Annotated in this window: 2 protein-coding genes and 1 pseudogene; all 3 read left to right on the top strand. The window is 77.1% G+C overall.

From position 1 onward, the window contains the following. A pseudogene (locus tag ACFVYI_RS32700) lies at positions 1-3,018 on the top strand (hypothetical protein); the annotation flags it as partial. A gap of 89 nt (positions 3,019-3,107) precedes the next feature. After that, a complete protein-coding gene (locus ACFVYI_RS32695; protein WP_387892294.1) occupies positions 3,108-4,121 on the top strand; it encodes a chitosanase in 1,014 nt (337 codons plus the stop codon). A 112-nt stretch (positions 4,122-4,233) separates the two neighbouring features. Further along, positions 4,234-6,114 carry an acyl-CoA dehydrogenase gene (locus tag ACFVYI_RS32690; protein WP_387892292.1) on the top strand — a complete coding sequence of 627 codons (1,881 nt, stop codon included), beginning with the start codon at positions 4,234-4,236 and terminating at the stop codon, positions 6,112-6,114. Positions 6,115-6,128: the final 14 nt, after the last annotated feature.

The following is a 6,128-nucleotide window of genomic DNA, read 5'->3' as shown; positions in this document are numbered from 1 at the left end:
GGCCCCGGCACCCCGGGCCCCGCCGCTCCGGCACCGGCGGTCGCCGCCGCCACCCCGGCGGCGGACCCGGCGGCGGCCCCGGCCGTCGTCCGCTCCGAGCTGCGCCCGGTCGGCCCGCACTTCGTCATCGCCCCCTCCACCGCCGGGGACGACGAACTGTCGGCGGCCGTCGGCACCCTGCGGCCCGTGCCGGGCAGCATCGTCGTGGTCGCCGCCGCACCCGACTCGGCGCCCGTCCTGCGGGACCGGATGGCCGACCTCGGCGTGATCGCCCGCTCGCGCGGGGCCGCCACACTGGTGCTCGCCGCCTCCGGCCTCGCCGCGCTCGCCCCCAACGGCCGTCGGCCGGCCGAGGTCGTCGCCGACCGGGCCGGCCTGCCGGTGATCGCGCCGGACGGCCTGGTGGAGATCACCCCGGACGGCAACCTCAAGGTCACCGCGCCCGACGGCGCCGCCGAGGCCGCCGCCTGGTGGCACTGCGCGCCCGGCACCGCACCGCGCCGGGTCCGCGAGACGATCGGCGCCACCGCCCCGATCGAACCGGCCTCCACCGCCCTGGCGGTCGCCTCCGCCGGCCTGCCCGGACACCTCCCGGCCGAGAGCCACGCCGCCCCCGGCCCCCGCCCGGCCGTGCACGTGCTGCGACTGCCCGCCGGCTTCTGGCTCACCCACCCGTCCGCCCCGCCGGCCGGCCCGCTGCCCGGTCTCGGGCTGGCCGGCGCGCCGCCCGGCACCGTGGTCCTGGTCGTCGGCACCCCGGCGCTGCCCGTCCTGCTGCCCGAGGACTTCGCGGAGGCCGTGGTCGGCCTGCCCGTCGACACCGCACGGCTGCTGGTCAGCGCGCCCTGGGCCGCCCCCGACGAACTCGCCGCCCTCACCGGGGCGCTGTCGGCCCGGCTGGCCCGCCCGGTGAACGCCGCGATCGGCCTCCCCGTGCTCGGCCCCGGCGGCCCCACCTCCCGCATCCTCGACGCGCACGGCCAAGCCCGCTGGGAGCCGTACCTGCTGCGACTCGCCGCGGCGCCCGGCCAGGGCACCGCGCCGGCCGCCTGGCGCAACGGCGGCGCGTCCTGGCGCACCGGCGGGCCGGGTGTCTTCGAGGCGTTCCCGTACTGGGCGCTGGAGGCCGTTCCGGCCGGTCTCTGGCTGCGGCCCGAGCCGCCGCACGTCCTCACCCCGCGCTTCCGCCGGCCCGAGGCGGCCCGTCCGCTGCTGATCGTCGGCGAGCGGGACCGGCCGGTCGAGGCCGACGTCTTCGAGGAGCTGGGCAGTCTGCTCGACCGTCTGCCGTCCTCCGGCACCGAGGGGTTCGGGCTCCTGGTGCACGGGCTGCTGGAGCCGGCCACCGAGCGGATCGCCCGCTTCATCGCCCGGATGCACGACCTGGACTGGCTCGGCCCCGAGCAGCCCGCCGGTTCCGTACCGGGCGTGGCGGCGGTGTCGTACGGCATCGGCGGCCTCCCGGGGGCCCGGCCGGGGGGCGGGGCCGCGCCGGCCGCGGTGGCGGCGCTCCAGTCGCCCCAGGCTCCCCAGATGTCCCACACGCACCAGGCTCCGGCACTGTCCGGACCGCCGGCCGTCCCCTCGGCCGTCGCCGTCCCGACCGCCTCGACGGTCTCCACCGAGACGGCGCCCGCCGGCCCCGCGCCGCTGGCCGCTGGCCCGGCCGATCCCTCGGCCGCCGCTCCCGTGTCCGACCCCCTGGCCGCCCCCGCGCCCGAACCGACGGCCGACCCGATGACCACCCTTGTGTCCGACCCGCCGACCGCCGCGCCGCCCGGGCCGCTCCCCGGGCCGGTGGGTCCGCCCACCCGGACCGCGACCAGCGGTGGCCCCGGCGGCCTCGGCTACCCCGCACCGGTGGCCTCGGCGCCGAACGGCTCCACCTCCCACGCCACCGCCTTCGCCGCCGGCCCCTCGTCCACCGCCGCGCCGTCCGCCGCGGAGCCCGATCCCCGGACCGACCCGGCCGGCGAGCCGACCGCCGAACCGCCCGTCGAGGAGCCGGTCTTCACCTGGCCCACCCCGCCCACCACCGAGTCACTCACCGCGGCGCCGGGCGAAGAGCCGGGCGAGGACCTGACCGGGGACCTGGGCGGGGCCCCGGGCGAGGAGCCCGACGCCGGGCCGGTCGAGCACCCCGACGAGGCGCCGGACGGCGACCCGGCGCCGGCCTCCGTACAGGCCCGCCCCCTGCGCCCGGAGGACTGCCCCGTTCCCGTCGCCGTCAGCGGCGCCGACGACCGGGACGCCGTCCGGGCGCTGCTCGGCGAGCACTACCACCGCTGCTCCGGCCGGATCGACCAGGTCGCCACCCGGCTGCCGGGGCTGCGTTCCACCTCCAAGGACGACATCAAGCCCGATCTCGCCGCCGTCCTGCTGCACCACGGCGACGCCGGGGTCCCGGTCGGCCGCGCCGAGTTGATCGCGGCCGCACGGTCCTGCGACCCGGAGCTCGCGCCCTTCCTGCGCTGCCTCGGCTCCGGCCTGCGCCGTCTGCCCAGCCACCACGGCGCGGTGCTGCTCTGCGCCCCGCCCGGGCCGGACCCGGCGGCGCTGCTCGCCCACTACCCGGTCGGGCAGCAGCTGACGGAGCCCGCCCCGGTCACCGGCCTGACCGCCAGTGCCGTCGAACTCCCTGGCGCCGCCGTCGAGTTCGTCATCTGGTCGGCCACCGGCCGGCGCACCTCCGCCTTCGGCTCGGGGACCGATGAGCTGCGGGTGACCTTCGCCCCGGGCACGACCTTCACCGTCGTCGCTGTCCTCCCCGCCGAGCCCGCCGACCCTGCCGATCCCTCCGGCGCCTCGGGCCGCCCCGCCCGCGTGCTGCTGCGCGAGTCCGCCGGCGCCGTCGGCGCCGACCCGACCGAACGCGACCGCAGCGCCCTGACCCGCCTGCGGTCGTGGCTGGACCGCCGGGACCGGCTGAGCCCGGCCGAGCGCCGGCGGATCGAGGAGCCCGAGCGCTTCCACCTCACCCCGGGGGTCGAGCTTCTCGCCGCTCCTGACGGTGCGTGAACCGGCCGTCGGGCGGCGGCCGTTCCCCAGACGAACCCGCTCGCCCGCCGTTCCCGCGGCCGATCCGGCCGCCCGACCCCGGAGCCTCCATGCCGATCCGGCCCGCCCCGCTGCCACTCGCCCTGACCGCCCTCCTGTTGGCCGGCGCCCTCCCGGTCATCCCGGCCGCCGCCGCGTCCCCGAGCGCCCCGCCGAGTGCCGCGCCCACCACCACGGGCGCCCCGCCCGCCCCGGCGAACCACAGCCGCCCCCACCGGACCACCCAGCCCGCGGCCAAGCCGCCCACCAAGCCCAGCGGTTCGTCGAGCGGCTCGCACAGCGGGTCGCCCAGTGGCTCGCCCAGCGGCTCGCCCAGCGGCTCGTCGAGCAGCAAGCCCCCGACGACCGGCTCCGGCGACCTCACCGACCCGCGCCTCAAGGACATCGCCCAGCAGATCGTCTCCAGCGCCGAGAACTCCTCCCTCGACTGGAAGGCCCAGTTCGCCTACATCGAGGACATCAAGGACGGCCGCGGCTACACCGCGGGCATCGTCGGCTTCTGCTCCGGCACCGGCGACATGGTCGAGATGGTCCGCCACTACCGCGAGTTGAAGCCCGACAACATCCTGGCCAAGTACCTCCCGGCCCTGGAGAAGCTGGACGGCTCCGCCTCGCACAACGGCCTCGACCCCGACTTCACCTCGGACTGGAAGAAGGCGGCCCAGGACCCGGTCTTCCGCAAGGCCCAGGAGGACGAGCGCGACCGCGTCTACTTCACTCCGGCCGTCACCCAGGCCAAGACCGACGGCCTGCACGCGCTCGGCCAGTTCGCCTACTACGACGCCATCGTGATGCACGGACCCGGCAACAGTGCCGACAGCTTCGGCGGGATCCGCGCGGCCGCGCTCAAGAAGGCCAAGCCCCCGGCGCAGGGCGGCGACGAGAAGGCCTACCTGGCCGCCTTCCTGGACGCCCGCGCCGCCGCCATGCGCACCGAGGCCGCCCACTCCGACACCTCCCGCATCGACACCGCCCAGCGCGTCTTCCTCCAGGCCGGCAACCTTGACCTGCACACCCCGCTGAGCTGGAAGGTCTACGGAGAGTCCTTCCACATCGACAAGTAGCCCCGGACACCGGCGGAGCGGCGGGCCGATGAAGGCCCGCCGCCTGCGGTGAGCTTGATCACAAAGCCGTTTCCCCGGCGGCACTCCGCCCATTGATCACCTCATGACAACCATGTCCGGCCCTCGCGCCGCCACCGCGGACGACCCGCACCCCACACCACCGCCGCCGCCCGCCGACCCCACCACCGCCGAGCTGACCCGGCTGCTCCTCGGCCCCGACCGCGAGCGGATCCACGCCCCCTGGCGGCAGTTGCTCGCCGACCCCCGGATGCGGACCGACCCCGCCGCCGGCACCGCGGACCGGATCGCCGCCTCCTACCTGCGGTTACGGCGGATCAACCAGGCCGTCGACGCCGCCGCCCTTGCCACCGATGCCCGTGCGCTGACCGCCCTGCACGAATGGATGGGCCCCTTGGACGGCGCGCTGGTCGTCGTCGCCGGCATCCACTACAACCTGTTCCTCGGCAGCCTGCTCGACCACGACCCGCACGACAAGCGCCCGTTGGACCCGTACCTCGCGATGGAGCGGACCGGCACCTTCCTCTGCACCGAGCTCGGCCACGGCAACGACGCCACCGCACTGCGGACCACCGCCGTCTACGACCGGACCGACCGCACCTTCACCCTGCACACCCCCGACGCGGGCGCGCAGAAGTTCATGCCGAACACCGGCCCGGCCGGCGGGCCGAAGTCCGCCGTGGTGGCCGCCCGCCTGCTGGTCGACGGCCGGGACCACGGGATCTTCCTCTTCCTCACCCCGCTCACCGACGCGGCCGGCCCGCTGCCCGGCGTCACCGTCCGCCCGCTGCCCCAGCGCCCCGGCAATCCGGTGGACCACTGCCTGACCGCCTTCGACGAGGTCGTGCTGCCCCACGAGGCGCTGTTGACCGGCGAACACGGCCGGCTGGGCCCCGACGCCGCCTTCACCAGCGCCCTCGGCAGCAAGCGGAAACGGTTCCTCACCAGCATCGGCCGGGTCACCCTGGGCAAGCTCTGCATGAGCGCCGCGGCCATCGGCGGCGCCCGCTCCGTGCTGGCCGTCGCGATCCGCTACGCCCACCACCGCGAGGTGACCGGCGCCCGCGCGGACCGCCGCATCCCGGTCTGGGCCCACCGCAGCCACCACGGCCCGCTGCTGGACGCGGCCGCGACCGCCTACGCCATGACCGCGCTGCACCGCGCCACGGTCGAGCGCTGGACCGGCCGGGACGACACCGACCCGGCCGATGTCGCCGCCGCCGAGCGCCAGGTCGCCATCGCCAAGGGCTGGACCACCTGGCAGGCCCGGAGCCTGATCACCGAGTGCCGCGAACGCTGCGGCGCCCAGGGGCTGCTCCAGGTCAACGGGATCACCCCGCTCGCCATGGACGTCGAGGGAACGATCACCGCCGAGGGCGACAACCTCGCCCTCTGGGCCAAGGCCGGCGCCGAACTCCTGCTGGCGGAGTCCGCCCCGCCCGCGGCCGCCCCCGACGGCGGTCCCGACGACCCGGCCGTCCTCCAGCACCTGCTGCACGCGACGGAGCACCTGCACCTCGGCCGCGCCCGCACCCTGCTGCGGCAGGCCCCGTCCGGCGACGGCCTGCGCCGCTGGAACACCGCCTCGCCCGCCGCCCTGGCCGCCGTCTCCGCGCACGCCGAACGCACCGCCGGTGCCGCGCTGCTCGCCCTCGCCGAGCAGGCCGGCGACCCGCGGGCCCGCAGCCTGCTGCTCGACCTGTACCGGCTCTTCGCGCTGCGCCGGGTCGGCGCCGGAAGCGGCCTGCTGCTGAGCGAGGGCCTGCTGACGGCCGACCAGGTACGTGAGCTCCCCGAACTGGTCGAGCGGGCCCTCGCCCGCCTGGCCGACCGGGGGCGGCAGCTGGTGGACGCCTTCGACCTGCCCGAGGAGTTCCTCGCCACGATCCCGATCGCCGGCCCCGACTACCAGCGCGCCTTCGACCACCCGCAGGCCCACTGGCACCTCGCCGACGGCGCCGCCCAGCCGGCCTGACGACCCGACGACCC

Source organism: Kitasatospora sp. NPDC058218 (assembly GCF_042882445.1).
Classification (GTDB): domain Bacteria; phylum Actinomycetota; class Actinomycetes; order Streptomycetales; family Streptomycetaceae; genus Kitasatospora.
This window is presented reverse-complemented; position numbering and strand designations above follow the sequence as displayed.

What these genes read in the sequence shown, in the direction of transcription:
- ACFVYI_RS32695 (WP_387892294.1), top strand. Translation starts at nt 3,108, where the DNA reads ATGCCGATCCGGCCCGCCCCGCTGCCACTCGCCCTGACCGCCCTCCTG.
- ACFVYI_RS32690 (WP_387892292.1), top strand. Translation starts at nt 4,234, where the DNA reads ATGTCCGGCCCTCGCGCCGCCACCGCGGACGACCCGCACCCCACACCA.